A 23,491-nucleotide genomic window follows, 5' to 3' on the forward strand; every position below is an offset into this window, starting at 1 on the left:
GGCTACTGAAGGGCTGAAACGATTCTCCCCCTGAGCGCTTTGCGACGCTGCTCATAGAACACTAGAAAGTCACACAGCGATTCCGGAAGATCAGCAATTTCCAGGCCAGCGAGGTAGTGCTGGCGAGCAATAGCATCAGGCTTGAACTGGGCGTACCATTCATGCGGCATCTTCTGGCGCTTTTGGTTGTTGATGCTGCCTTCAAGCAACTGGAGGTTGGCAAGCCGGTTGGACTTATCGGCCACTTCAGGTACTAGATCCTCTGGGATGCCCGCTTTATGCAGCTGAGGCTTGGTAAAACGAGCCTGCGGATAGATATGATCTACGTGGAAGTGTCTAGACAGGTCGAAGCCTGGAAAGATCAACGAGAGCAGTGCAAAGGTACGCTTGTCGCTATAGGGCAGCTCGACCAACTCATCCAGTTCCTCTTCCGTGAAAGACAGCGTCTTGCCACGCGAAGACATCACGCTTTCGATTTGGGCTACCGGGAAGCCCCTCAGTGCATGGGTACGAACCTGATCACGTAAAGCAGTCAAAAGGGTGTCCAGACCACTGCCCCAGATACCCGAGGCCTTAAGAAGGCTGCGAATCAGCCACTTGCGCACATTCTCGCGATCTTGCGCGTACTCAGTGCGAGACAAGTAGCCCTCACCAGGCTGGCTTACAAATAGGTAGTACGCGATGGGCAACAGGGAACTGTCGGCGCGCAGGTTCTGGCTATTGAAGCCAAAGCTGGCAAGCAAGCGAGTAGACAAAAGCAAGGCCTCACGAATGCGAGGCCAGTTTTCCTCCAGCAGCACCATATTGGCCTTGTTGAAGTTTTCTACCTTGAAGCCAACACTGCCGATATCCGACAGCATCAAGCCGGCCTTGAGCACCAGATCTTTACTAAAGTTAAACTGGTCACCCTCTTTGTTCATCTGGTCGACTAGCTGATGAATCTCCTGCCGGGCATCGAGCTTCGACCACTGCGCCACAGCGATGGAAAGCAGAAGATCCGAGTACGAAAGCGGCGTGCCGCCGCTGTTCATACGAATGAAGATATTCAAGACACGTTCAAGATCTTGTTCGGTCTCTTCGTAGTAATTGATGATTTCTTTGTGGTGAACTGTGCGGTAAAGGTGTCGCAGTACCTTCTTCGCTTGCTTGTGCTGATATAGGCTGAGATCAAGCTCGTCCAAGCTATCGAGCAAATCATCCTCGCTCTCTATCAAAGTACGACTGACGCGAAGCCACAGCTGGCCCTCACCTGTTAACTCCGTCCTGGTCTCAGTGAGAAACTCAAAGCGATACTCAGAGCCAGTTTCAGCGTCCGGCTCGCCCAGCAGATCCAGGTAGAGATAACAGATTGGAAAGGCATCATTGCTCGACCACCATTTGCCTGGCAATTTCCAGGCATAGGAGCCTCGCAGGCCAATGTTTAGCGCGGTCATGCGCTGCTGGCCGTCTAGCACCGCAACCAGATCCCGCTCAGGGAGGATTTTCAATAGCGCGCAGTGATAGTTGTCGCGCTCATGGTAATCACGGACGAAGTCGTAGAACTGGTACTCCTGGCGCTTCTCCGGAGCTATACGCCAGAACAGGAAGGTGCCGAAGGGATAGCCCTGCAACAGGCTGTCGAACAAGCGGCATATCTGCTCTGGCCACCAAACGAACTCACGCTGGATCGCCGGCAGGATGTACTCCTGTGAGGCTATCTTATCCAATAGCTGCTTGATCGTGCCGCCTGGCTTATACATGACTGTTCCCTAGCGAATTTCAACACGTTGATTATCAGCGATTGCCTGCTCCAGCTCTTCACGCAATTTGGCGAGGAAGCTTTCGATATCGGCTTGGGTCTCGATGTAACCAGAGCCTGCGAGCAATTGAGCATCCACTACCTTGCGCCTTTTGACCGGTACGACCGGCACGACAACAGCCTCAGGCGAATTACCCACCGGAGGCTCGGCTACTGGCACACCCGGATTACCACTACCCGATACAACAGGCGTTGGTGCAGGTGCGCTGGCTGCGGCTTTGGCTTTAGCAGCGGCTTGCTCAGCCAAAAAATGAAGATGATCGATAGCTGCATCCGCTAGGTCGCGCGCTTCATCCTGCATTTGGCTGATATGAGCCAGGCTGCGCTGTTTGATTATCCGCTGCCGAAGGTTTTGCAGAGCCAGCAGGCTCTTATTGCGCTGATCAGCACTGGCTTGAAGGGCATCCAATTCTTCATTGACCTTGGCCAACTGCTTATCCAGCCAGGTATCCGCCCGCTCGCGGGCCTCGTTGAGGAAGGCGTCGTTGATCTGACTAATCGTTTGGATCAGCCCCTCACCTTCTCGAATCAGATTGAAGGGAGCCTTGGCATTGAAAATTTCGTCGATACGAGCCAGAGCACGAGCGGCTTTTTCGTCCTTCTCCAGCTTGGGGCGGTTGGGCTGGAAGTCGGCCTGTGCGGCACGCAGCTTGTCCCAGGCGGCTTTCTGGCTGCTATAGAAGTTATCCAGGTCACTATGGTTGTCAGAAAGGCCGAGCAGCGCACTACGCTCTTTGAGAAACAACTGGATGGCATCAAAACTGTCCGGCGCCGCTTTGAGTTTGCCAATCAGCTTAAGCCCCTGGTCGATGTCATCCAGACCAGGGTACTGTCCGGTTTGGGCCAACGCGCGCCACTGCTTGAAATCGCTGTCCCAGCTATTCAGGCTGCTTTGCAGAAGACCGTAAAGGTTGTCCTCGCCATCCTGAGCGATCTTCTGAAATACCTCTTTAAATAGCTGACGGGCCTTTTGCAGCTCGCCAGAGCCGACCTGTTGGCGCTTCTGGATTTCAGTGGTGCGCCAGCGGGCCGGGGTAGAGATTTCACTCCAGACTTGATGCAGAGCGAGAGGGCCACCATTGCCGATCAGGCTGACCTCGCCTTTCAGTATCAACCGTACGATCAGCAATACGGTTTCCCACTCTGGCCAACCGTAAGGCCGACGGCCGTAATGGGTCTCAGCTAGGTCATGCAGGACGATACGGCGCGACTGCGAGGCAAGCAGTTCAATGTGCTGGCTAACCTCCTTGAGCGCACGTGGGTTGGCCTCGCCTGTGCTCTCCAAGCCAAGGCCTGGCGTTTGCGGCGTGGCCAGTATCGCCTGAATTTCTTTCTGCGGATCGCTACTAAGGTGCTGGATGTATCCGAGCTTGCTGAAGGTATTACGCACCAGGTAGTCGAGCGCCTCTTCGACTAACATCGGTGCGCTTGAAGCCTTGGTCTCCAGTTTGTTGCCTGCTACATAGACCTCAGCCTCACGCAGCAGACGATCCACAGTGGTACTCAGACGCTGACGGCGCTGGCGGTTTTCCTCCATGCGATCTTGAAGAATGCGCTTGGTGTTATGCGGCAGAGTACCGTCATTCTTACGCGCAACATAACGATCCGTCTGTATGTATAGACGGAGCTCCCTCGCCAAGTCACGCTCATCATCCAGCCGAAAAAGTACACTACCCTCGCCCTGGCTGGACTCAAAAATGCAGCGCGGCTCATTCCAGGCATCGCAATCATCGACTAACGGGCTGATAACTGAAATCAGCAAATCACCGTCGACCCGATTACCCATTGGGTGCAAATCACACTGTCGATTAAGCCCAAAATCTTTGCCATTGTCGGCAAAACGGAACTTCCGCTGATCTCGCAGGGACTCCCTGAAAAGCAAATCACCCAGTTCACGAGCCTCCTCTGCACTGGTGAGTTCTACATCCTTGATCTCGCGACTGATGTCTCGCTCTTCGTTAGTCAGGAAAAAGAAGTCATCACCATTTCGGCTAACCAGGGTTTCCTTTTCTAAGCGCTGGAGGCTGTCTTCGATCTGCTTGCGCAGGCCCTGGCGATCAGCATCGATCTCATCGATAAACAGAGTGATCAGATTATCGACGTTACCTTTGATCTCATCGACGTAACGGATGAGGAACAGGGTCTTTAGCACCAGAGGGTCAAAGTCCTGGAGGCTTGGGTTGCCGGCGGCGTTGTCAATAGTCGACTTGACTACGCCCTCAAGGAAGCCCTCGATGGACGGATAGAACCGGTAAAGTGGTACAAGGACGCCGATAGTGTTTTCACTAACGGCCTTGGCAGCTGACTGGAAGGCATCCAGCAGCGAGCGCTCACCCCGGGCCAGGTGGGTACCGGTGGCACCCGCTTTGCGGATGCTTTCAAAGATGCGCTGCACGAGCTGGAACTGATACGGCACAAAGGGATATACCGCGGCGAAGTTATCTTCGTCGGTGAATGCTTTATAGGTTCGGCCTGTGTTGGTGAAGCTGAGCTGGTTACGCAAGATATCGGCCTTCTGGCGGTAAATCTTACGCAGGGCATCTTTGGGCTCAGACTCTTTATCCAGCAAACGGCGCTGGATGACTTCGTCCACGTTACCGCTGGACAGCGACAAGCGCGTTTTGAAGCGGCCTTGAATTTTGGAGAAGTCGTTGGCCTTGGAAGCGCGGACTTCACCCAACACCGCATCGATATCCTCCTGCGAGGTAACCAACACCCAGGCACGACCACCGCAGATGGTACCTAGGTTCTCGGTGATGGTTTGCAGACTGAGCATCAAGTGAGTGTCTTGACCAATGAACTGGCCGACTTCGTCCACCAGGAAGACGATGCGCTGATCCTTCCCACGCTTGTCCAAGTACTCCTTCACCCACTTGGCAAAGCTTTCAACATTGAGGCTGAAGTCGCTTTCAAACCTATCTACCCAAGCATCGGCGTCCTTGATCTCTTGACCCAGGGTTTTTGAAAGTGCACTTGTCAGTGCATCAACCTGGAAGTGATAAGCATCGCGCTCGTCTTCCCAGGTGGAGCCTGAAGCCTCATTGAATGCTTTTTTGAACTGCGCAAACTTGCCCAGGTCATCCAGGTGACGCTCCATGTGGGCGATGTGCGGGTGATCCCCGCAGAAGCCCAGGCGCTCGTTGAAAACCTTCAGAAAAACGCGAAGGATGGCATCGCGACCATCAGTGCTGTCGGCCTTACTGTCGATGTTGAATAGCAGGACATCAGTGTCGGTGGCGATGGCGCGCTTGATGTCAGCAGCCAGCATGGGGTCAGCAATTTTGCGCTCAAAGAAATCGATGGCCTGTCGTACTTCGCCGTCTTTACTGACCTGCTTGTTCTCCAGCAGGTAGGAGAGAATTTTCAGGAAGTGTGATTTACCCGAACCGAAGAATCCAGAAATCCACACCCCTACTCGCCCAGACGCCCCCTGGGGGTTATCCAGAGCTACAAGATAGCTTTCAAAAAAGCTGCGCAGGTGTTGATCCAACTCGCGAGTGATGACGTACTCATCCAGCTCCTGCCAGACGGACTCAGCGTCATCCTGGTCAGCCTTGATAACGCCGTTGATCGAACGGTGGATGGAGCGGGTAAACAGACTTTTGACTTGCACAGTGGACATCCTTTTCAGCTCACCAGTCGGAAAGCACGGTAGTAAGGCTTCTCGCCCATCTGCCCGAATAGCTTTAGCGATTGGCCATCATAGAGGCCGGGATAAAACACTACCAGCGGGGTCTCCCCCATCAAGGGCTGGAGGTTATTCAGTAGATTGTGAGTACGAATCAGCGGGTATGCGCTGCCGACACCATTGATGACCAGCAGGTCAAAGGCACTTAGCGGGTAACGATCAACAAGCTCTTTGGCGACTTTGCCTGCATCAAGTGGTGCCTTGAGAGCCTTGAGCATGTACTCGTCGCCTTTCTTGGCTTGCATCTCGATGGATAGTTCCAATTTTCCGCGTTTTTTCAGAATTTCGATCATCAGTTCGAACAGGTTGATAAAAGCAACCCTGAGTTCTGGGCGGCGCTTTACAATGGCCCCCTGAAGAAACCTGGTGTGCTCGCGGACCTTCTCTTCATCCTGCGGCAGATAATCGAAGGCATAAAACGGCACCTCGTTACCCAAGCCCTGGCCACCGAGAAAGCCATCAGAGGTGACTTTCTCTAGGATTTTGTTGAGACGTTCGTCGAGGTCGTTCAAGGGCATACCTGAAGGCAATCGAGCACGTATTGCTCATTGTGTTGACGTAAGTAATTAAGAACCGCTGGTTCAATCTGCTGACTGCGTAGACGCAGGCTTCGGGTGCTTTCGATGAAGCCAGCCTCCGCCAGCATACGCATGGCATTTTGCCTTAACTTAACCCGTGTGGAGTCGCTGAGGGTAGGCATGCTCGGTTGCGAACGCATGCTGTCCTCGATGTAAGCGTCCCAACAGCGTGCGTCCAGGTGGGTGCCGAATCGGCGGAACTGGTCACGAACCACAGTTCTCATGAAATCACCGAAAAGTGGCGAAAACTTGACCGTAGCGGCAAGAACGGCGTGAGTGGCTTCAGGAGCACTTCCATCGCGTACCAACTCCCATAGACCCCTGGACATCGTTTGCAGGCGTGAACGCGCCAGGACTGCGTAGGTCGCGGCGGTTTTGACTGTGCGCTTTTGAAGCACATTCAAGTCGAGCACATGTTTGTCCCAATCGCTACCCTCTATCCCCTGCACTAAAAGGTCTGCGATAATCCGCGATTCAGGCACGATCAATGAGCATTTGGTGAAATTGGCCAGGTAGACGCGGCGCATAGGGGCTTCGAACTCATAAACTACATCAAGGCACATATTTTGAGTGCTGAGCGTACTGAGCGCCAGCGCTAGATGGCGCAGCACCGAGCGAGTACATGAAAGCCAGGTAGTGGCCGCCCCGAGGATACGCTCGATATCGCAGTTGGCATCATTGTCGTCGCCCTTCTTACCCCAAGAAGGCGACCACATAAGACCACGCAAGAGCGCATGCCGGTGAGGTAGGCCTTCGCCCGCGCACAGACGGCAATGCCAAAGCCTACCAAAAATGGTCCAACGGTCCAGAGAGCCGCTTGTAGATAAGTCGATTTTTCGGAATACCTTGCAAGTCAGTGAAGCATGTCGATCGAACTGGCTATCACGGTATTCCGGTTGGTATCCAGGCAACCTTGATGAAAAAATATTTGTCAACCATATCAACTACCTAAGCCTACAACTCAGATCACCCCGGCTCAGCAACCTACGATATCAATGTATCTGTGAGCGCCAGTCGGCACTTGAGATTTGGGTACACAGCGTCGATCCGACAGGCCGGACGTCCATGCAACCACGCTCAGGATTAGCCCATCCCACCCAAAACCTCAGACTTACCCCCTTCCCTGTAGTCCATTTCCCAAAGATACTCCCCTCCCCTGTTTCCCGTTGCGTCAGCCTTCCCAGCGTCCTAGTCTCACCTCGTCGTTGCCAACCCAACGACACGACTTTGACAGGTCGCAGCGGTAAACAACTAAGCGGTCGCCCTTATGGCGGCTGTACGTGCGGGCACGCTTGCGTGCGCCGGATCTTGTTGTTTCCGCCGGTCTGTCAACCCACGTACAGCTGCCACCCACCGTTTGACAGCGGCGGATGTCGGCCCAGCAACGGAAGCAACTCATGTTAAAAATCGTCCCTGATCCACCACCCACACCCGCCACCCTGGAAGACACCCTAACCCTAGCCGCCGACTACGCCCTCTGCGCCGAAGCCGTGGCCCAACAAGCCCTCCTCATGCAGCCCCGCTCCCCGGCAGCCCCACTGATCATGGCCTCCATGCACGAGCTCGAATCCCTGCGCCGCCTGCTGGAATCCGCCCTCCTCCGAATCCATCACCCTCCCTCGCGACACCCCACGCACTAACCCTCAAGCCCCTGGCTCAATCAAAACGGCAGTAACTCAGCCGCAGCTCAAAAACAGCCAGCCCAAAAACTTCAGGGAGCCACACCCATGTCCACCGCAGACATCCCCTGCACCCTAGGCCAAACCGTCTTCTACCAAGGCGAAAACAACACCCACGCGCTGTTCCGCATCGAGCCAGGCATTCCCTGCCAACACGCACGCGAACAGGCTTCGGAGTTAATAGGCTACGCCCGCGACCTCACCCTCGAAGGCTTGATGGAAGACAAACCCAAACTGATCTGGGCCGCCCACTACCTCTGCGCACTCGGCAAAGCCCTGCTGGACGACGCTGAACTGGGCTTGATGCGCTGAGCCTCCGGATCCCGGCGAAACGAGTCTGCTTGTAGCGCCGGGTCCGGCTCGTGGCTAAAGCTTGCAGGAGCTCTGAAAGAGTCGTAAGAAATTCAACGATCCAAGCCTAAGCCTTAATCGTTTCTTATCGCCTTCAAATCTGGCGCATCACGCCGGCACATAGAAATACGTCAGCGGCACCAAACGCTTGGTTTCCGGATCAGTAGCTGGGTAATGCGCCATCAATGTGCGAGCCAACTCGTCCAAGGTCCACATGGTCAGATGTACATTAGCTCGTTCCCCTTCGTACAAAGCTTCCTTAGTGAATCCACCTGTACTCACATAGAGCCCGCGATCATCTTTGTGACGTCCACCTAGGAAGCTACGAATCTCATTACTGCCCATCCGCGCGCTACGGTGCTTAACCTCGACGACGATGCGCGGGGGCTCGAAGCCGAAGCCGTCAGGGGAGGCAATGATGTCTTTGCCCCGGTCAGCCCCTGCTGGAGATACGAGCGTTTTGTAACCCATCGCACGCAAAATGCCTGCTACCAGCTCTTGCATCTCTGACCAGTCCAAACCGTTGATCTGATCTTTAATGCGTTCGAATGCAATCTCTTGGACGCCTTTTAAGGGGTCTTCCAGGGCCTCAGGGTCTTCAATCGCTTCCTTTGGCGTAGGAGAAAACACTTTCCCGTTGGCAAGCGCTAGCAGCTCTTTCTGCGCCTCCTCCGCCACGTTGAACACCGTCAACGTCGAGCCAAGGCTGTTGCGGCTAGCACTGGTTAATTTGTCCCTATCAACCTCGTGGGGGAACCACTCCACGGCCCGCGTTAGTGACATGCCGTCTTCCGCTAGGTCAGCTCGGTAGACGCATTCGCCCACGAACAGGCCAACAAGATAGGTCCTGTTTGCAGGTGAATAGGTGACCACCGCATCACCTGCTTTCACTTCATTAACGAATCGGAATACCTGAGAGGCTCCTGACACAGCACTGGCGTCTTTGATGCCAGGTTGGAGGTTTTTGTAAGCCTGAATCAGCGCTTTGCGCGAGACCCCTGGCTTAGCCTCTATCGCAAACTGCCCCCAGCCAATCGCAGCTAAGTTGCGGTCTCTGAAATCGTCATAGAGGCGTCCACCGTCGCCTCGGATCATCCACATGGTCGGCATCTGCAGGTTTTCCTAACCTTGGTTTTGAGGGGACTCTAGCAATCTGTATGTGGGAAGTGAACGCACTAATTCCAGCAGGTACAACTAATTGGCCATCACTCTATAATGCAGCCCCGCCGGGCGGGTTGCGCTGTGTCATCTGCGCTCGACCTACCCGGCGGAGGCCTGGTGTCCAACCCAATCAGGAAACGGGTCACACCCAGGCACCACAATCCCGATCTTCACAAGGTTAAGAAATGGACGTCACCACCCTCCTCAGCCAGCACTGGGGCACACTGAGCTGGTTCATTCCGCTCGTCATCTGTATCTCCATACTGAAAACGCCAGCAGCCAAAGGCTACCTCGGCGAGCTACTCGTGCGCTTTTTCATATGGCTACAGCTGGATGACAAAACGTATCACCGCGTACATAACGTGACCCTAGACACGCCAGACGGCACGACGCAGATCGATCACGTCATCGTGTCTATGTACGGCATTTTCGTACTCGAAACCAAAAACATGAGGGGATGGATTTTTGGTTCGGAGCGCCAACCTCAATGGACGCAAAAGCGCTTCAAGCGCACGTTCAAATTCCAGAACCCGCTGCGCCAAAACTACAAACACCTGAAAGCCCTCGAAGCTACCCTGGAGGTGGCGCCTGAGCACCTTCACTCGATCATCACCTTCGTCGGTGATAGCACGTTCAAAACTGAAATGCCGCCAAATGTCACCCATGGCAGTAGGTTTATCCGGTATATCAAGTCCTTCACACAGCCCGTATTCACAGCCTCTGAAGTCGATACACTGGTGCAAACCTTGTTGGATGGAAGGCGGGCGCCTTCTCTTGCGACGCACCGCGAACATGTGGAGAACCTGAAGCGACGGAGTGATCCCACAGCCGACAGGCAATGTCCGAAATGCGGCAGTGCGCTACTGGTGCGGACTATCAAAACAGGTGACACTACTAGTGAATCGGCGGGACTACATCGCCGCCTCATGTTCACCCGTGCAACCGCAGCCAGCAACGCTATCCCCTGACCGCGCCAAGCGCTCTCCCCACCAGCGGCACAGTCGCTACCTCCGCATCAACCAAGCACCCGGCTTCCAAATCAAACGGCAGCGCCCACAACTGCAGCCCTTCCCCGTAATCAAACACTGGCAACGCCCGCTGCAAACCAGCCCAGTATGGATAAATCAGTACCAGTCTAGGCACACTTCCGCCGTTACGGTATTTATGGCCGTACGCGAACAGTTGGTAAAAATCACTTTGGCTCAGATTGTAGTTCTGCTCAGCGTTGCGTTGATCAATGCGTTTCCACTTAGTGTCCAACACCCAGCGTTGCTCGGCAGTATCAATGAGCAAGTCCGGCTTCAACCGGAATATCCCTCTATCACCATGACGGCAGAGGTCCGCTTGTGAGGTCTGCGCTGTCAGCTCAACACCCGACCTCAGCTGCTTACCAAGCGACTGCTGCACATAGTTCTCGAACAACCGCTCCATCGGGAAAAGCAAGCTCACCCCTTGCCAAGTGCCCTGCACCGCAACCGGCATCTGCTGGTTCAAGACCAGCTCGCACCAGGGCCTGATGGCGCCGTAATGTGCCATCAGGCGATCACGGCTCCACAGGCGGAAATCCTGTGCGACGCGCCGGCTGGCAGGTATCTCTGCTAACAAGGCGCGCAGCTCGTTGGCGAGACGCCAGTTGGCAGGCAGTTGGGTTACCTTGGCGACCTGTTCCAATGCGAGTTTCAGCAACCGGTTTTCCGCACGGTCCGGCAGATAGACGTCATGACGCACTTGAAACTGGTGCTGCCGGCCCGGGGGCTGGCGGAGCTGCGCCACTACATTGAGCTGGCCACGCAAAAAGGGTCGCTCCTCTTCGACGCGTGTGTAGTCGAAACGAATACCGCGTTTCACTAAGGCATCCAGCTCATTCAGATACTGCCCCATCACCCATTCAGTGAGCGGTGCATCGAACAATTCCAGCGCCGTAACTGATACCTGCCGTGTCTTTAAAAACAGCGCGGCTTGAATCAACTTCCGTAACAGCGTGCGACTCTTGACCACGCAGTCACCTTGTTCGAAATGCTTGGGCAGTATTTCAAGCCGAGTGCCGCAGGGAGTTTCGATAACGCCCACATAGCTGTCCCATTTAAGCGACTGCCGGCCCTCGACCTGCAGCAGGGTAGCGCCAGCGCGGTTGAAGCTTGCGCTGAGGTCGCACAGCCAGTCGAACGCCGTTTCCGAGATGTGCGCGCAATCCAGGTTGCCCGGCGGCACCGGCGCCGTGGTAAGCCTGGCGTACTCCCGAACGATAACGTTCGTGCTCACGCCGATTGCTCCTCCGGGGAAATGGCATCCTGAGTGCCAGCATGGGTACTGATCACCCCGGCATAAGCCGTAGGTCGACTGAACGCTAGTGGGTTGATACGCCACACTTGGTCCTGCGCAGGTACCTTGTCGCCAAATAGCGCCAGAAAATTCTGGGTTTCGCGCAGCACGAAACAATCGGAGACGGGTTTACGGTGGTCGTTCAATACCCATTGGATGCGTTGCCAATCTTCAAAGAAGTACTCCTGCAACAGCGGCAGTACTTGATTGCGGAAAATCAGCTCTAACTGGGCCAGCGTGCCGCCGTTGATCAATGGCATAAAGTAGGCGTGCCCCAAGCAGTGCTCGCGATCGAGCAGCACTTCAATACGCTGGTTCATTACCCTCAACAACTGGCCAATATTCACCCCCTCGACCGTAGTGCCATCCAGCAAATGTGGTTCTGGCAACATTTCTCTGAACACAAAGCGGCGGCGCAACGCGATGTCGAGCCCGGCTAGCGAACGGTCTGCGGTATTCATGGTGCCGATGATGTGCACATTCTGAGGCACGGTAAACGGCTTCTTCGAATAGGGCAGTTGCAGGCTGAGCGCTTCATCCGCACCATCGCGCTTGGATGGCTCGATCAGGGTGATCAGTTCACCGAAAATACGCGACACATTGCCTCGGTTGATCTCATCGATGATGAGCACATAAGGCGTGTCCACTGGCGAGGCGGATACTGAGGGTTCGACGGCTTTAACACCTTCGTGCTGCAGGTAAGTCAGCAAGTCCGCCCAAGTGAAGCGGTTCATCGCATAGACGGTTTTCAACGTGAACTGACGGCCATCGTTGATGGGCAGTATGGACAGGTTGATGTCCCGATAAAGCCAACGCACTGAGCGCACATGCCGATAGTGAGGGTTTACCCCATCAGGCACTTTGGCTTCATACCGGTACTCGCTGGTCACTACTCCAATGGCGCCGACCTTCTCGGCCGACTGGATACATAACAGAATGTCCCCAACTGCAATTTGCTCAGCGAAATAGTGGAGTGTGCCTTTGTCGCCTGAGCCCAGGCCCTGGTAATAGTCATTGGCTTCGTAGTCTTCACTTAAGTCCCCGCTTTGGCCCCATCCAATGCGAGCCTCGCCGTGCGTCAGGCAGTAGTTTTTGCTGGGCGACGTGCCAGAGCCATCGATGGAAATTTTCCAGATAGCGGCGTTGGGACGAACTCCCAAGTCTGCAACCGGCTGCGTCTTGGCGTCGTCGCAGATCCGCTTGAATACACCAGCTTCTATGGGGTAACGCAACTGCCCCGTTTCACTGTCTGAATCCGCGCGGATGCCCTCGACAAAGTCTTCATAGCTAAAGCTCTGATGGAAAGTGACGAAGCGCACGCGCCCCGCAGAAGCAAAGCGCTCGAACTCGGCTTTCAACCGCTGGCGAGCTTCAGGAGAGTTGCCGGTGTTCTGCGCCAGGAACTCGGGCGCAAGAATTGCCAATGCCTGGTTGATAGTGGCGTACGTTTTGCCGGTACCGGGCGGGCCGAACAATATTTGATTGAGCGGGGGCTTGGTTGCCGACAAGTCGATAACAGCCTCCGGGCCTTCTGGTTCAGCCTGGCCATAGTCACTAGGTACCAACCCACTCCCCTTCAATGGTAATTGTCGGTTCTCAAGTACCTTGTCAACGGTTTTCATCCAAGCCTCTACATCAGCTTGAGTGGGACAGCGTTGCGCGCTGATTTCCCAGCCTTCTTCTTGCGCATCCATCAGCGCCCGATGATCCGCGACTCCGCGAAGTGAACAGCATATTTCACCTCCATACCAGTAAAGGGTGAATGCAGGTTTTCCTTTCAGACTGTTTTGCTCACGCACGCCAATCCGGATATCCGCTGGGGTGATGTTAACCGTCCAGTGATCAGCCTGTGGGTAGCGTTCACGGAAACACGTGAGCAACATCCAGACCCACGCTTGCTCCTCAACGGTGCCTTTATCCAGAAGCTGAATCACACGCTGATCGGCATAGCCCGCAATTGCACCTCGCGAAAGCTGTCGCTGATACTCAAGCCACTGCTTTAGCCCACTCTGCACGTTGTTGCTGTTGCTCGCACCAATCTCCGCAAATTCACCGCCTGGGCCGTATTGCTGGTAGAGCATCGTCAACTCATCCACGTCCGTGATCAGCAGCACGTCACGTCCCAGGTGGTGATTGATGGTATTGAGGGCAGAACGGTAGCCATTGGCGGTATTCGGTGATTTTCCGGTATCGGTTAACCAGACTTTAAACAGCTTTCCTTGCGCATGACTCACAGGTGCACTCCAGTATTTTTTGAGCGTCAAACGGGCTTGGCCGAAGTCAATGTGACCAGGCTCGATAACACTCCGCCCCGAGCCCATATGATGGTTTGTCTTCTAGGCTGTAATAGGTTTGCAAGCCCCGAGAAGGATCGATGTACGGCGCACGATGATTGTCCGGCGTCCCCAGCATTGTTGATCAGTCTCAAAGCAAGTTCCTGCTGGGTGACGCCAAACGGGGCATGATGCGCTGAAGTCTGCACCCAGTGTTTCATACTCGACAGACATAGGGCAATTAGCCATCACTCGTCGCTACTTTCAACTATTTCCTCGCGTTTGACCAACCACACCGGCCGCTCGCCCCAGCATCGGACGCATGCCTTTGAACGTGATAATAAACGTAATGCCCCAGCTCTCCCTCTCCCCTACAGGGCCGGTCAACGAAGCTGGCGAGGCGGTGCACTTCCGCCAAGGGGATCTCAACGGGGCGTCCGGTCCTTACAGCTTGATGATGGCGCTGGTAGCCAATGGTACTGTTGCTCGCTATGAAGCGAGTTACATGGGACTGCAAGACGGCCGTACCCGGTTAGGGAAACTTCATAACCGGCTGGTCGAGTTCGGTGGGCTAATCAACTGCGGCAACAACGAGTACGACCTGGACTCGTTACTAGAATGTTTCCGCAACCAACTCAGCCTGAAAAAACTTAGTGGCACAACGCGCTCGCTTGTCACTGATTTGGTCGCAGCAGTGAGTGCTGGATACTCCACGATCATCGGCGTGGATTGGCCGGGCGGCGAGGGTCATTGGTTGTTGGAGTTGGCTATCAGGGGCAACTCATCAACGGGCCAGAGGGAAGCTCCAAAACCAACGTGACTCATCTTCTGTGGCTGGACCCAATGCTCGAGGCACCACGGCTCTCGTTGTGGAATGCCGTTCTGGAGGTTCAGACAGCCGAGGGGACAGTAGTGAACGCAGGGCCTTTCCCGTCCAACCATTGGGGCGGGCTAGAGCCGACGAAATGCAAGATCACCAATGGCCTGGCTATTGGTAAACGATGGTTATCTTTCCAGCCCTCAATTTTTAGGCCAGACGGAGCGGCAAGCCTATTTAATGGGGAATGCCCGCCTCACCGCCGGCGACAGGATAACGTTCCGCACAACGGCGCAGGATCAAAGCGCCCTTCCCAGCAGCTCATACCCCAGGTAGGCAAGCGTCGCGGTGACAAATAGACCCATAGTAATCGTCAAATGACGAAGCTTGGCTTGGCTCTGGTCAAGCCGGGCGTTAAGAGCTTCCGCATACTGGTTCAACGCATCGATTATCCCCGCTCGGTCACCGGTCATAGACTCGCGCAGGGTACTCTGGGCTCTCAAGTTTTCGGCCATCAAAGATTGCATGCTTTCTGCGGCGCCTTTCATGCCGCTGAGCAACGCATGGTGCACCGCTCGAGAGGCTTTGTACTGCTTCTCAAGGCGCTGGTCGGTTTCAGCTACTGCAGCTTTCAAATCAGACGCGATGCCGCCGCAGGCATTGGCAATGCCGGTTCCCAGCTGCAAGAGCGCGTTGTCCAGTGCTGTACGATTGTCACTGAGTTGCATGCATAGCACGGTGAAGCTATGCGTAGCATTGCGTTGGTCCTCTTCAACACGGGCTACGGCATCGAGCACATGTCGCTCGCTTTGCGCTAACGCCAAGATGATCTCACCCAAACGTACGTCCTGGGCTTGGGCGTGCTCGGTGAGGCTCCCCAACTGCCCGGCCTGCTCATCACGTAGCCTTTGCAGCGTGCTCAATGTTTCGGTGCTTCTCACTCTGGCTGCGTCATTATTTTTCTTGAACTCGCCAGAAAGTTCACCCAGCTGCGAAGCCAGGACACCTAGGTTGTGCGAAGCACCACGTTGGTCCTCACTCACGCAGGCAATGGCATCAAGCAAATGACGCTCGCTTTGCGCCAACGCCATACGACTTTCATTCAGCTGCACCTCCAACGCCTTAGTCCCAACCTGGGCATGTTCGGCAATGCAGCTCTGGACGGTCGCCACGCCTTCACCCTGCTCGTCGCGTATAGCGCTCAATGCGTCCTGAGTGTCCTTGCTTCTTTGCCTGGCTGCGGTATCACTCTTTTTAAGTCCCTCGGCAAAGCTCCCACTTATCAGCTCTAGCTCCGCTTTGATCTCGGACAGATCAAGCCCCAGGCCATGCACCGACTCACCCAAGGGTTTTAGAGGTTCCTTGAAAATCCTCAACATCAACTCGGTGAGGCTTTTTTCTTTTTCCTGGGTTTGCTTATTCAAGATAGGGTTCTCATCTAGAGCATTGAATGAAGTGCACAGACCACATAGGGCGCAATTAGCCGTCCGACCGCTGGTTGTACGCAACGAAGTCGTGGTACTGCTGACTCAGCGCCAGGCAAGAGAACAGCCGAAGCAAAGCCTCACTGTCATCATGCTCGGCCAACGCGTCGTCATACCTTTCATTCAGCGCAGCGCCGTATTCTTCGCCAAGTAAGCCGACAAAGCGCTCGCAACGCTCAATATCCTCTTTCGAGCTCTGCTCGATACGCTTACGCTCGGCGCGCTTGTCGACGATGCCCTGCTCAAGCACGCCATGTCGTACTACTGCCTGCTGGTATTCTTGTTCATAAATTGCCGCCTGGACCTGGGCCTCCTTGGCCTCTTGAAGAACCATTCGCTCTGCACTCCGCAATGCCAACAACCACTGCTGGTGCCAGAGAGCGACTAAGTTCACTCGCGCATCATCACCGGCGACGCGCACGCGCTCGAGGTCTTCGTGGTAGTTGTCAGACGAGAAGTAGGTATCCCACCAATAGTCGTTCAGTTTCTGTCGGATCGGCCCGAAGTCGTTAATGATAGCGGCCTCAATCACTTTCGAGTCAGGCGCCTTGAAACTCGTGCGCACTTGGCGCCAGAAAGAGAGCGGGCATTTGCCCGGCTGAATCTCCAACTGCATGCTTGTCAGCGTCTGACGATAGTTCCTGATCAACTCATACAGTGTTTGACGGTTTTCGGCTCCGCCTGCTCTGGGCCTAAGCCTGCAGTTACGGTCGTACCGCAAGACATCGGCAGCCTGGTTGATTGCCGCCAAACTCTGTTCAGCAGGCTTCTCAGCCAGCAGCTCAGAAATCTTTTTCAAGCTGCGCTGCGAACTCTTAACGCGGGACGCCCATTCGCGGACTTCGGTTTCCGAAGCTTTCCTGCGCGTTTCAAGCGCTTCAAGAACCTCATCAATGGCTCTGGTCTTCTTCTGCTGGATATAGCGCACACTGATATGGGTATCGAGCGTGCTCCGCAAGCGCCCCATGGGCGTAGTACTACTGACGATCTGATCAAGAAGCTCGTCGCGCAAAGCATTGATGATTGGCGCCAGACGCGAATGCAGCAGCGGTTCATCTTTTTGCGTTTGCTGCCAACTGCTGCCGAACTCGAGTGGAAAATACAGCCGCGCCTCCCGGGCGGGTTCACTTAGCCTACCGAATCGCTCCACCTGTTCGATCAACCGCTGACGTACCTGTGCTGCATCGACATCAGGCTCTTTTCGCAAGATATCCTTCACAGATTTTGGAAAGTATGAATATGTCGTGACGATGCGAAATCGGTAAGGCATGGATTGCCAATCTTCGATGCCCGGTAGCGTGATCGCCCCGGGTCGCAGGAAACCGAGGTCATCGCCTTTACCTACCAGTAGTATGAGATCCGCAAAGGGTAGGTAGGTTTTCGCCATCAAGTGCACGTGGCGCTGTTCTTCCTCGTTGGCTGGATTGTCACCAGGCAGGTCCAGCATCCGCACATTAGTCCCTTGGGCACCCGCCAGGAAGCAGCTTTTAGGAACGTGTACTACACAGGGTGCTGTCTCGGCCTTGAGCTGGCCGCGCTCCATTTGTGCGCGCAATGCTCCCAAGGCTCGGGTCATGTCCTCGTCTCGCTCAAACCAGCGGGTTTCGCCCTTGCGGGCCAAGCCCCAACGCTCACTGGTCGAACGGCAATACTCCATAGTAGTAGCAGTGGCCGACTGACCCGCGTCGCGGCCGCCGCGTAGTACCTTCGAAATCCTTCCGAGGTGGGCCGGAACAATGCCCATCAGGTCTAGTAACAGCGTGGTTTTGCCCACCTGGGTTTTACCGAACACCACCACATACGGTTCGGCTTCCGAGTCTTTGGTTTGTAGACGTTGCTGGACGTCCTTGCTTAGCGTCTGCACTAGCCGGGAGTAGGCGCGCAGCGCCCACTCTGGCTGATGCACCTGCAAGCCGTGCCAATACTCCAGCGCCGGGCTCGATGGCATTTCAGGTCCGCTCGGTGGCGAATAGCTGCAGGCCTGCAGCAGAAGCGTCCAAGTCATGCCGAAGGTCGCTCGTCAACGAAACGACAGCGGCCAGAGACTGAGCTAGGCGGTCCTTTCGCATCAGGGCCTCGTCCATTTTGTAACGGGCGCGCACTGCCTCACGAACTCGGGCTCTTGCTGCGGCCATCGTACTATCAAACTGCTTACGCAAATGCGCGACGTGAGCATCATGCACACTGTGCAACATGTTGTGTGCCTGGGCACTTGCAGCTTTTTCGAAGGTGCGCAGCCGCGTCACGGCAGCGGTCGTCAGGTAGGCTGCAGCCACAACCGCAGTGGCTGCGACTGCGGCCGGATGAAGGGTAGTGGGTACGATAGTAGGAGAACCATCACTTGCCGGCACTGCCTTGCCGAATAGTGTGGCGAGGATATCGGCTTTGCCATCGCTGACGACGTCTACAGCCATAACGGTGGCGAGCGAGCGAATCGCGGTTTTGCCAACTTCAACGCTGGCTTTCAGGCTATCCACGCCCTCTTCCACCATATTTTTCGCTGATACAACACCTCCTGCATGCTGGCCCTCGTGAAGCCCGATAGCATGTGGCATGGCGTATAGCAGTCGGGTGTACTCTAGCGAAATCGCAGGAAGAAGTTCTACGCTTTCACGTAGACCCTTGCTGCACGCCTGGTGCCTTTGGAGATCCTCTTGCGAGTGGTGGCCAAGCATTAGTCGAACATCGCTTGCGACTTCAGGGGTTAGCTTCTTAAAGCTCACCATCTGCCCAGACGGGTGCATGTAACCCACTTGGATCAGCGAGCGTGATTGTTCAAGCGCCACCAGCGTCTTTGGGCTGCTGGCGCTAGGCGCTGCGTTTACCCGACCTAGTTTGCGACCAGTGAGCTGAGCCAGTTCGCCCGCATACTGGGTGAAAAGCTCGGAGGCGCCGCTGCCCCAGGCAGCTTGTACGACATGCTGCAGTTTCATCTTGGTTTCACTGGTGGTGTCAAACGCGTTCGACAACCAGTTTCCAAAACCTTCGTGGTTATCTCTCAGTTCCTTGTCGAGCGTGTCACTTGCAGCGATGAGCGCTTGATTTGCAAGTTTACTTACCACATCCAGATGTTCGGCACGCAAAGCTTCAGCGGCATCATCAAACACCTCAAGTACCTCTTGCAATACTTCACCACCGTCGGTTTCCGTATCACTGCTGAAATACAATCGCGACTTGCTGCGAATCAGGTTCAAGACTCGCGTCAGATCCTTACCAACTAGCTCCGAGAGATCGCTCATTTGCAGATGACGGTTAGCCTCCCCGGTGAAGTTGAGGTCTCGGATCGCGCGCTTCAGGTGCGGCATCCATTGCTCGATATAGGTCGGGTCATCGGTGCCTGTCAGGATTATGTGATGCTCCGCTGCCTCGACAGGAATCTGGAACGTTGCCTGCGCGCTATCACGAAGCTGCTGGCGCTCCACCAGGTCTTCACGGCTGTCTTCTGTTTTGGTAACCACTACAAAGGGCCGCAGGCCTGCCAATTCACCTTCGAGCATGTCTTTCACAATCTCGACCTGCTGCTGGTTGGCCATGCGGGTTTTATCGGTGACCACGATGCAACCCCCTGCGGCGACCATGGCTTGGCGCATTAGCTCCTGCCAGCCACGGTTATCACGGTCCTGTTTTTCATAACCTGGCAACAGCAACCATGCCTGATTGTCACGGGTAAAATAACGACGCGGGACCTTTAGTACGGGGAGCAAGTCACCCGCAGCAGGGTCACTGATTACGCGCTGAAATTCGGCAACACCAATCTCGACGTCTTTCAGAATGAAGCTGTTGAGCCAGTCATCTTTCACTAACCGACGTACAAAGCCCTGTACGTGCTGTAAACCGTCTTGTTCCAGCACCAGCACGGGCATCTTCTCGCCTCGTCCTTCGTTGCCTTCAAGCCATTTGTATTCAGCTTCAAGTAAGCCATACAAGCAGGCCATCAAGGTGGTCTTCCCTGCACCTTGGGAGCCACCAACCGCTACGATCCAGGTATCGCCCATCACCTGTGCAAGTAGCAGTCGTCGCATGACCTCAAGCAACCTGTCATCGATTTCCTCATTACTCAGAACAGTGCAAGCTCCGCGCAGGTGACGTAGCGCGTCATTCAGGCTTTCAAGCAGGACTTCAGGGGACTGCAGGGTCACTGTCGTTTCCTCGTTCGATAGAGTTGTTGCCGCGCCGCAGCGGCACTTGATGCAATGCTGTCAGGAATGCTTCTTAAAACGTTCGGGTATTAGCGGTTAACGTGGAGCCGAGGAGGAAGTGACAACTCTTACACAACTCCCTGTGTTCTGGTCCGCTTGGCTTGACAAGTTAAGCATCCGAGGCGAGCTAGCCCTAACGACCTTATCGGCCGGCTTCGCGGCCACTTGAATCTTATCGATCTATCCATAAAAAAGAATCAGAGTGTCTTCCCTGTAGGTGACTTCCCAAAGACACTGGCCAGGCCGATTCCTCATTGCACACCCTGAGAACACACGGCAGTCTCGCCGTGCCGTTTTATGGCGGCTTTGCGCGGGGCACCTTGGGTGCGCCGGGTGCCTGACGTCCCGGTCGGCTAACCCACGTAGAGCTGCCACCCTCCTGGCTAAACGCAGTTGCCGCCGCATAACCCCGCATAAATCGCAGCGCTAAAGCTCTGGCACACCAATAACCAGTACGTCTAAAACAACCCCAAACTTTCAGATTTTTTTCCTTCCCTGTAGTCCATTTCCCAAAGATACTCCCAACCCACCTTTCCCATTGCGGTCGTTTTTCCGCCCCCTTAGTCTCAGCACGTTGTTGCACATCAACGACTAGCTTTGACAGGCTGATGACGACCAAACACGCGGATTGCCTATGGCGGCTGTGTGTGGGGCACCTCGTGTGCGCCGGTTTGGTCTTCACCGGTCTGTCAACCCATGCACAGCTGCCACCACTTGTTTGACAGCAAGCGTTGGTCGCTCCACTGAGGACCAGAACATGCTGAAGATCGTCCCGGATCCACCACCTCCACCCGCCACGCTAGAAGACACCCTAACCCTAGCCGCCGACTACGCCCTCTGCGCCGAAGCCGTGGCCCAACAAGCCCTCCTCACGCAGCCCCGCTCCCCGGCAGCCCCCCTGATCATGGCCTCCATGCACGAGCTCGAATCCCTGCGCCGCCTGCTGGAATCCGCCCTCCTGCAAATCCACCACCCTCCCTCGCGACACCCCACGCACTAGCCCTCAAGCCCCTGGCTCAATCAAAACGGCAGTAACCCAGCCGCAGCACAAAAACAGCCAGCCCAAAAAACTTCAGGGAGCCACACCCATGTCCACCGCACACACCCCCTGCACCCCAGGCCAAACCGTCTTCTACCAAGGCGAAAACCACACCCACGCCCTGTTCCGCATCGAGCCCGGCATCCCCTGCCAACACGCCCGCGAACAAGCTTCGGAATTGATGGGCTACGCCCGCGACCTCACCCTCGAAGGCTTGATGGAAGACAAACCCAAACTGATCTGGGCCGCCCACTACCTCTGCGCACTCGGCAAAGCCCTGCTGGACGACGCTGAACTGGGCTTGATGCGCTGACGCCGGTCCCCCGGCGCACCTGCGCGCCGGGGCTGTCATCAGGTCAAACCGGGCCCGGCACCTGGGGCACTGCGCGCCCCGAAAGAAAACGCGGCAACACCACCATATGCGGCAGTGCAAACGCCGCCAGCACCACGAACAGCGCCCGAATGCCGGTCTGCTCCTGCTGCCAGAACACAGCCCCACCCACCAGGGCAAACACCCCTGCCCCGAAGAGCACTGGCCAGGTGCGATGCAGGTAGTCGCCCATCGACAAGGCACCTACCATGCGCTCACGCACACGGGTTTGGGGTTCGGCATGCAGCAGGTAGAACCCGAGCGCAAACCCGATCAGCGGCGGGGTTACCACCACCAGCAGCAAGGTCAGCGCCAGCCGTAGGTCACGCTGTTGCCAGGCACTCATCAGCAATACACCGAACGCAATCAGCCCGGCACACGCCAGCGTCACCGCCAGCCATCCACCCAAGGCAGAGGATGCACCGGCCGCCATCGCCAGGTTGAGCAACTGGGCTACTGCGTCACTGTGCAGCACCGCAGGCCCGCCCAGGATGAACAGCCCCAGCGCAATCTGCTCATGCCGCCGCTGGAACACGTCGTCCTCATGGGCGAAGTGCCAAACCGACAGCAATAAAAAGGCGGTAAGCGCCAGCGCTCCCGCCACTTGCCAGACCAGGGCGCACACGATGGCCACGCCCAGGTAACTGAGCACAAAGCGCCTGCGCTGCCCGTGCTCGATCAGGTACAGGTCGCTTGCCCCATGCAGCAGGCCAAGCCCGAGCCCGACCAGCAGCACGTAAGCCAGCGGTGCCAGCCCGCCTGCAAGGCTGGCCGCTATCGCCAGCCCCACAAGGGCGCGCCAGCTGCGCCCTGTGCAGGTCATGCTCAGTAGCCTCGGCCTACCGGCACGGCGCGCAGGTTACGCTCCGAGGTGAAGGCGTAGACGACCTTGGCCAGCACGTCGAGCACCAGGAATACCCACACGGTGGTGGCGTCGCTCACGGCCCAGAAGCCTTCTGGGCCGACGGCGAAGACCACGGGGTAGATCAGCCACAGCACGGTGAGAAAGCCTACGTTGCGGCGGTAGGCGGGGCTGACGCCGGGTTGTTGGCTGGCGATGCTGGCGACGGGTTTCCACAGCAGGTACAACACGCCGGCAAAGGCGGCGCAGGACCAGGCGAAGAACACCCACTTGATCACGCCGTAGGGGGCCAGGGAGGCGATCAGGCCGGTGACGATCATGATGACGTCGAGGGTGACGATGGCGGTGATGTAGCCGCTTTTGCCGTACAGGTCGCGGGTGCCGTAGTAAGCGGAGCTGACGACGCCGGCCAACAGCAGTGGGGTGGTGAAGGCCCAGTCCACGTAGCGGGCCAGGTAGGTGACACTGCCGTCGACTTTGATCAGGTTGCCAACGCCCAGGTACATGCACAGGTAGGCGGTGGCGGCGATGAAGGGGACGGCGGCGTGGATGAGGGTGTGGCCCAGAAGCGGGCCGTAATGTGCGCCTTTGATGTAGATGGCCAGTGATGCCAGGGCCATGACGATGAAACCGATCAGCAAGGGGGTTTGGATCATTTGAGGCTCCGCTACCAGCAGTAAAAGGCCCGGGTGCATGCAAGGGGATGCCGGGGTTCGCCGCGGTTTATTTAGCCGCTTCGTTTACGGATGGAGAGGGGGGTGAGATTTTTGGTTCAAAATGTTTCGGGGGTCGGTTGAGATCTTTTCCAGGTCACGCGATCCACTACTGTGGGAGCGGCCTCGCGCCGCGATGGGCTGCGAAGCGGCCCCA

Annotated in this window: 18 protein-coding genes; 6 read left to right on the plus strand and 12 right to left on the minus strand. The window is 56.0% G+C overall.

Features of this window, described 5'->3' with window-relative positions:
* Positions 1-2 precede the first annotated feature (2 nt).
* From B2S33_RS19875 to B2S33_RS19890, 4 genes are read right to left on the minus strand one after another with little or no spacing between them, the layout of a single operon-like run.
* Entirely contained in the window at positions 3-1,739 is a 1,737-nt protein-coding gene (locus B2S33_RS19875; protein WP_288650939.1) for a DUF262 domain-containing protein, read from the minus strand.
* A gap of 9 nt (positions 1,740-1,748) precedes the next feature.
* On the minus strand, positions 1,749-5,411 hold the full coding sequence (gene brxC, locus B2S33_RS19880; RefSeq protein ID WP_288650940.1) for a BREX system P-loop protein BrxC: 3,663 nt from the start codon (positions 5,409-5,411) through the stop codon (positions 1,749-1,751).
* A gap of 14 nt (positions 5,412-5,425) precedes the next feature.
* Positions 5,426-6,004, minus strand: coding sequence for a DUF1788 domain-containing protein (locus tag B2S33_RS19885; protein WP_288650941.1), 579 nt, complete (start codon positions 6,002-6,004; stop codon positions 5,426-5,428).
* Positions 5,995-6,780, minus strand: coding sequence for a DUF1819 family protein (locus tag B2S33_RS19890; protein ID WP_288650942.1), 786 nt, complete (start codon positions 6,778-6,780; stop codon positions 5,995-5,997). Before B2S33_RS19890 ends, B2S33_RS19885 begins: the two co-directional genes overlap by 10 nt.
* 681 nt (positions 6,781-7,461) lie before the next feature.
* Here B2S33_RS19890 and B2S33_RS19895 point away from each other — a divergent pair.
* A complete protein-coding gene (locus tag B2S33_RS19895; protein ID WP_288650943.1) occupies positions 7,462-7,704 on the plus strand; it encodes a hypothetical protein in 243 nt (80 codons plus the stop codon).
* A gap of 87 nt (positions 7,705-7,791) precedes the next feature.
* Positions 7,792-8,055 (plus strand): DUF3077 domain-containing protein, encoded by a 264-nt coding sequence (locus B2S33_RS19900; RefSeq protein ID WP_288650944.1) that lies wholly within the window; start codon positions 7,792-7,794, stop codon positions 8,053-8,055.
* Positions 8,056-8,202: 147 nt separating this feature from the next.
* Here B2S33_RS19900 and B2S33_RS19905 read toward each other — a convergent pair whose 3' ends face one another.
* Positions 8,203-9,204, minus strand: coding sequence for a restriction endonuclease (locus B2S33_RS19905; protein ID WP_059183404.1), 1,002 nt, complete (start codon positions 9,202-9,204; stop codon positions 8,203-8,205).
* 236 nt (positions 9,205-9,440) lie between these two features.
* Between B2S33_RS19905 and B2S33_RS19910 the strand changes: the two genes are divergently transcribed.
* A complete protein-coding gene (locus B2S33_RS19910; RefSeq protein WP_288650945.1) occupies positions 9,441-10,223 on the plus strand; it encodes a nuclease-related domain-containing protein in 783 nt (260 codons plus the stop codon).
* Here B2S33_RS19910 and B2S33_RS19915 read toward each other — a convergent pair.
* Both B2S33_RS19915 and B2S33_RS19920 read right to left on the minus strand, forming a co-directional pair.
* The gene (locus tag B2S33_RS19915) at positions 10,213-11,517 is read right to left on the minus strand and encodes an McrC family protein (RefSeq protein WP_288650946.1); all 1,305 of its coding nucleotides are present in this window, start codon (positions 11,515-11,517) and stop codon (positions 10,213-10,215) included. The two genes, B2S33_RS19910 and B2S33_RS19915, sit on opposite strands and share 11 nt — an antisense overlap.
* Positions 11,514-13,811 carry an AAA family ATPase gene (locus B2S33_RS19920; protein WP_288650947.1) on the minus strand — a complete coding sequence of 766 codons (2,298 nt, stop codon included), beginning with the start codon at positions 13,809-13,811 and terminating at the stop codon, positions 11,514-11,516. Before B2S33_RS19920 ends, B2S33_RS19915 begins: the two co-directional genes overlap by 4 nt.
* A 361-nt stretch (positions 13,812-14,172) precedes the next feature.
* Here B2S33_RS19920 and B2S33_RS19925 point away from each other — a divergent pair, with 361 nt between their 5' ends.
* A complete protein-coding gene (locus B2S33_RS19925; RefSeq protein WP_288650948.1) occupies positions 14,173-14,670 on the plus strand; it encodes a hypothetical protein in 498 nt (165 codons plus the stop codon).
* Between the two features lie 296 nt (positions 14,671-14,966).
* Here B2S33_RS19925 and B2S33_RS19930 read toward each other — a convergent pair whose 3' ends face one another.
* From B2S33_RS19930 to B2S33_RS19940, 3 genes are read right to left on the minus strand one after another with little or no spacing between them, the layout of a single operon-like run.
* Positions 14,967-16,091, minus strand: coding sequence for a hypothetical protein (locus B2S33_RS19930; RefSeq protein ID WP_288650950.1), 1,125 nt, complete (start codon positions 16,089-16,091; stop codon positions 14,967-14,969).
* Positions 16,092-16,146: 55 nt separating this feature from the next.
* Positions 16,147-18,099, minus strand: coding sequence for a hypothetical protein (locus B2S33_RS19935; RefSeq protein ID WP_288650952.1), 1,953 nt, complete (start codon positions 18,097-18,099; stop codon positions 16,147-16,149).
* 1 nt (position 18,100) lies between these two features.
* Positions 18,101-20,290, minus strand: coding sequence for a sugar kinase (locus tag B2S33_RS19940; RefSeq protein WP_288650953.1), 2,190 nt, complete (start codon positions 20,288-20,290; stop codon positions 18,101-18,103).
* Positions 20,291-21,107: 817 nt separating this feature from the next.
* Here B2S33_RS19940 and B2S33_RS19945 point away from each other — a divergent pair.
* Both B2S33_RS19945 and B2S33_RS19950 read left to right on the plus strand, forming a co-directional pair.
* Positions 21,108-21,350 (plus strand): hypothetical protein, encoded by a 243-nt coding sequence (locus B2S33_RS19945; protein WP_023534516.1) that lies wholly within the window; start codon positions 21,108-21,110, stop codon positions 21,348-21,350.
* An 88-nt stretch (positions 21,351-21,438) separates the two neighbouring features.
* On the plus strand, positions 21,439-21,702 hold the full coding sequence (locus B2S33_RS19950; protein ID WP_132579213.1) for a DUF3077 domain-containing protein: 264 nt from the start codon (positions 21,439-21,441) through the stop codon (positions 21,700-21,702).
* Positions 21,703-21,745: 43 nt separating this feature from the next.
* Here the strand turns inward: B2S33_RS19950 and B2S33_RS19955 are convergent, their stop codons facing one another.
* Both B2S33_RS19955 and B2S33_RS19960 read right to left on the minus strand, forming a co-directional pair.
* Entirely contained in the window at positions 21,746-22,582 is an 837-nt protein-coding gene (locus B2S33_RS19955; protein WP_288650955.1) for a beta-carotene 15,15'-dioxygenase, Brp/Blh family, read from the minus strand.
* A 2-nt stretch (positions 22,583-22,584) separates the two neighbouring features.
* Positions 22,585-23,277: a bacteriorhodopsin gene (locus B2S33_RS19960; protein ID WP_023534529.1), complete on the minus strand. Its 693-nt coding sequence runs from the start codon at positions 23,275-23,277 to the stop codon at positions 22,585-22,587.
* Positions 23,278-23,491 lie beyond the last annotated feature (214 nt).

This window comes from Pseudomonas sp. UBA5568 (assembly GCF_002425525.1).
Lineage (GTDB): Bacteria > Pseudomonadota > Gammaproteobacteria > Pseudomonadales > Pseudomonadaceae > Aquipseudomonas > Aquipseudomonas fulva.